Origin of the sequence: Pseudomonas sp. GM49, assembly GCF_000282355.1 — a bacterium.
Lineage (GTDB): Bacteria > Pseudomonadota > Gammaproteobacteria > Pseudomonadales > Pseudomonadaceae > Aquipseudomonas.
Map to the genome: position 1 here is coordinate 1 of NZ_AKJL01000269.1, position 4,373 is coordinate 4,373.

Annotated in this window: 5 protein-coding genes; 4 read left to right on the plus strand and 1 reads right to left on the minus strand. The window is 54.9% G+C overall.

Annotated features, from left to right (window positions below; genetic code table 11):
• From PMI29_RS0130405 to PMI29_RS06310, 4 genes are all read left to right on the plus strand, one after another.
• On the plus strand, positions 1–326 hold a 326-nt coding region (locus PMI29_RS0130405), incomplete at its 5' end, for a hypothetical protein (RefSeq protein ID WP_033052644.1).
• Positions 327–356: 30 nt separating this feature from the next.
• Positions 357–1,250 carry a TniB family NTP-binding protein gene (locus PMI29_RS06315; protein ID WP_008002029.1) on the plus strand — a complete coding sequence of 298 codons (894 nt, stop codon included), beginning with the start codon at positions 357–359 and terminating at the stop codon, positions 1,248–1,250.
• Positions 1,240–2,271, plus strand: a complete 1,032-nt coding sequence (locus tag PMI29_RS32110; protein ID WP_157221384.1) for a hypothetical protein — start codon at positions 1,240–1,242, stop codon at positions 2,269–2,271. The genes PMI29_RS06315 and PMI29_RS32110 overlap by 11 nt, the downstream gene beginning before the upstream one ends.
• A gap of 375 nt (positions 2,272–2,646) precedes the next feature.
• Positions 2,647–3,372, plus strand: coding sequence for an ATP-binding protein (locus PMI29_RS06310; RefSeq protein ID WP_008002031.1), 726 nt, complete (start codon positions 2,647–2,649; stop codon positions 3,370–3,372).
• A gap of 454 nt (positions 3,373–3,826) precedes the next feature.
• Here PMI29_RS06310 and PMI29_RS06305 read toward each other — a convergent pair.
• The coding region (locus PMI29_RS06305) for a tyrosine-type recombinase/integrase (RefSeq protein WP_008002032.1) at positions 3,827–4,373 on the minus strand (547 nt) is incomplete at its 5' end.

Here is a 4,373-nt window from a genome sequence, read left to right on the forward strand (position 1 = left end):
ATGAGCTTGCAAGGTGTCTAGAGAATCCGGGGCGATTCAGGTTGCCAAACACCACGCTCTCAGAATTTAAGCGGCTGAGGGCAAAACTAAGGAAGGAGAGCGAGAGTAGGGTGCCGGCGGCGGACGTATTCAATCTGATCGCAAAAAACGAAGCGCTAGTTATTGCTTCCGTCGCAAAAAACAAGCAGGTGCGAAAAACTCGAGAGCGGAAGAAAAACCGCTTAGCGGATTCGGGTCATCCCCTTAATGAAAAAATTACCGCTCCTTCATCCCTTGAGTCGGTGGATTACAGCGTCAAACCTGAGCCTTATGAAGTCGAGGAATGAGTTCTAGAACTCCTGACGAGGTGAGCGTCAATGAAAGCCGAGTTGAACCTAGAGCACCTTTTACCAGCCCGTCGCCAGCTTGCACTGCTCGGGGATCGGGAGCGGATCAGCAAGATTTATGAAGATTGCTGGGTTAACTATCCTCACGTAGGTTCGGTCAGGGCCGCGGTCAGAGCAGTCTATGAAATGCCACCGAAAATCCAAGCACAATGCATGATGATTTCCGGTCGGCCGGGCATGGGTAAAACCAGCCTCTTTAAAAGAATCGAGTCAGACATGGCGGCCCTCAGAAAAAGGCACGCGGACTCTTATAGCTGCATTTCATTCAGCCTGGCCTCGGACCCTACGCTTAGCTGTTTCGAGGACAGCATCAGTGAGGCACTGGGTGTCCCAATTGGTAAGATCCGTAACGGCTTGGTTCCTGACGCGTTTTGCATGCTGGCTCATCTAAGGAAGCTGCGCCTGGTGTTGATTGATGAGGTGCACAATCTCCTCAACGCGGGAAGGATCGATCAGCGAAAGAACCTAGCCTTCCTGAGAGCGCTGAGTAGCCCACCGATGTCACTATCGATCATTGCCTTTGGCGTGGATGACGCCGTGCACGCTATTAGCAGCGACGCTCAGCTGGAGCGTCGTTTCCAGATGTACGACCTCCCGCGCTGGAGAGAAAACGACAGTTTCAGGGCATTCCTGACTGGATATGAGGGCACACTGCCATTAAGGAGGTCGTCGGAGCTGTGGCAGCAAGACAAGGTAAGGTTTCTCATCAGCGCCACGGATGGCATCACCGATGCCATCGTCAAGCGAATTACCCGAGGGGCGGTATGGGCCATTTTGGACGGCAAGGAAAAGATTGACCTTGTCAGCCTAGAGAAGGCCGCGGAAATCCCTCCTTATCTCGAACGGTTCGACGATGAGGAGTAATGCGCATTTCAGCGGACTGCTCAAGCCGTTGCCTAGCGAGGCTTTTTCGGCGTGGCTTGGCCGTGGAATTCGTACCCAAAATCCCGAACCCTTTCGACGCGCGGTGGGCTGTCTTAAGGCGCTGGGTGTCAAAGACGCTGATGGGCGCCTTCCCCAGACAGTGGTGGTGGAATTATCAAGGCTGCTGGGTCTTTCAGGTGAATCCTTGAGACAATCATTTCCCTTGCCCGGTGACTGGCTCAAGGCTCCGCCGGAAGGGCGTCTGCAATTTTGCGAGCATTGCCTGCTCAATGATTTTTGCCGCGGCCGACAGCCGACTCCAAGGGTCAACTGGTTCTATTGGTGGTTTACCGTATGCCCGGTGCACGCTTCGGTTCTACTCGAACAAGACAGCACTTCGGCGCCTGCGGCATTACTTGCCGGTGTCCGGTTCGAACTGTCACTAGGTATTCTTTCCACGTGGGCACCGCTCCAGTGGTCTTGGCATTTCACATACGGTCGACTGCTTTATATGGCTTTGTTTTTTCAGCGCTGGTACCAGACGTCTGTACAACGCGGAACCTGCATCATCGGCGACGTTGAGCTTGCGGCGAGTGTCGCTGAGGTGGAGCTGGTCATGGGGGATATCTTGGCGATCATCGGCAAAAAACGAAGTTATCCGTTTGATCAGCGCTCGCTTGTCGCGGAGTTGCTGGGCATCAGGTCGTGGTGTTCCCTCCGCTCTGACCTGCCGCCGGAGGCCGGCTGTGAGCCATTCCTGTGCCTGGACGTTGGGGAGCATCCCGTCTGCACCCGCATGGCCATGTTTGCCTTGCTCGGTTTATTGTTGAAGCTGCCGCGTTGCATGCACATGTGGAGGCTCGGGAGAAGCTGGGTAATCGACGGCGACGTTGAACGGCAATGGCAAAGAATGCTCAACGATGCGGTGAGGGTGCCCAGCTATCTGGCTTGGTTCAGGCAGCGCTCCGATAGCTGGAGCGCTCCTACTCGTGCACATTTTCGCTACCTGCTGGAAGACTAGCCAAGCCGCTTGCATCCAGCATAATGGGTACAGGATCGGCAGGGCGTTGCGGAGCTATTTGAGGTGCGATGCGTGGTCGGCTAGGTGGTTGACTGAAACTTATAATGTTTTAGTAGGGGGGGCGTCGTTACGCGCAGATTGCTGATTCACCGCACACCCGGAATGCTTCCATTAACGCGCATTCAGTCCTCTGCACAATAAATTCGCTCCGACGAGCCTTTTACTGCCTGCCCGATAACAAAAGGCTGGGGCGTAGAGCGTGAGCGTGGCCGATAGTTTGGGCGTAACAACACGGGAGAGCAGAAAGAAAATCGTGTAGTTTCTATGAAAGGGATATTATTTTTTATATAGCTTAAATCATTTGAGTTTCTTCCTATGGCCGTAATACGTAGTTCTTACGCACCAGGTGGCGGTACACGACCTCCTAAGGTGTTTGGTCGTGACGATCTACGTGAGCGGTTGCGAGTGTCCATCGAACGCCTTCGTATTGGGAGACCAGTCAAAAGCCTCGTAATTGTCGGGTTGCGAGGTGTTGGAAAGACGGTACTGCTGAGCCAGATGTTGAGGGATGCAGAGTCGTTGGGTGTTCACACAGTCTATGTAGAAGCACCTGAAGGACGGTCATTGCCTTCGCTGTTGGCCCCCCAATTACGGACAGCGCTGCTGTGTATGAGTACGGTGCAAGAGGCCAAAGATTCTGCCAATAGAGCGCTTCGAGCGCTCTCAGGCTTCGCAAAGTCACTGAAAGTAACCTACCAAGATATTGAGGTAAGTTCCGATTTTGAACCTGAGGCAGGTTTGGCCGACAACGGCGACCTCGTAGGTGACCTTTCTACTTTACTGACACAGGTCGGCGAAGCAGTGCGTCATGCACGTACAGCCCTAGTGATCTTCATCGACGATCTTCAGTACGTCGTCGAACCAGAGTTAGTCGCCCTCATTATCGCTCTGCATCGGGTTTCGCAGTTGGGCCTTCCAATCGCAATTGTTGGGGCCGGGCTGCCCCAATTGCGCCGTCGAGTTGGAAGCGCAAAGTCCTATGCTGAGCGCCTGTTCGACTATCCCGAGATTAGCCTACATCAGCCACTAAAAGCGAAATAGGGGTTTGTAACGTCTTGCGAGGATGATGGGCCGCTGAGTTGAGCCTTCATTGATTCGGCTAGCCAGCTTCGTAAAATCACCTAGCGGTTGATCCTCACCCCCAACCGTAAAAAGTAGTTGTTTCACGCGTCCATTGGCGCACCCAAGTAACCCTCACGTGTGGCCAGCGCTGTCCGCTCACTCGTTGTAGCTGTCCTGATGACGAAGGACAGCGTCCATCGCCTCTGGTCTTATCGGCTTATTGATGCTGGTCAAGCAAGAGGCTCGCCAGGGCTGACATCGCCAATTCAAGAGGACACCTCATATCGGTGGTTGCGTAACCCGCGCGTTCAAAAAAATTGAACTGCTGCTGAATTAATGCCAAACGTAATCAGTCGGCAAGTCTCTTGCTGGCGGTCTTGGTCCGCGAATGACGAGTGTTTGAGCTCTTCGAGCTTTTCGACTGCGCTATCCACTAACTGTGATTGATCGTCCTATCCTCGTTCTTTACCACATCGAGAGCATTCGTATGTATGGTTGCGGCTTCTCGGGTCGCCGTTAAGTTAGCGGCTTTGCTGTTCAGTAGTGAACCCGCCTGGAAGTAGCCCATTACTGTGGCGACGCTGCGATGTTCGGTCATGGCCATCACTTCTCCGAGTGGCACGCCCTGACGCCCGGCTTCAGTGACAAATCCCGAGCGCAGGCTGTGCGCCGCCCAATCCCCCTCCAGCCCCGCGAGCTTAGCGCGGCGCTGAACGATGCGCGCCATCTGATCGGCTGACAGTGCTTTGGTGCCGACCTTGTCGCCTTTATACATCCGGCGAAACAGCGGTCCGGATGCGGCCGGCGTGGCGGCCATCCAGGCGGTGAGCGCCTCTGCTGCAAGCCCGCGTAGCGGCTTCTCGCGGCGCACGCCGCCGGTGTCGGTCTTGGTGACGCCCAAGGCATACAGCCAAGTGTCGGCATCCAGTTGGCGCACATCCCCCACCTGCAGGCCCACCACTTCCGATCGGCGGCGGCCG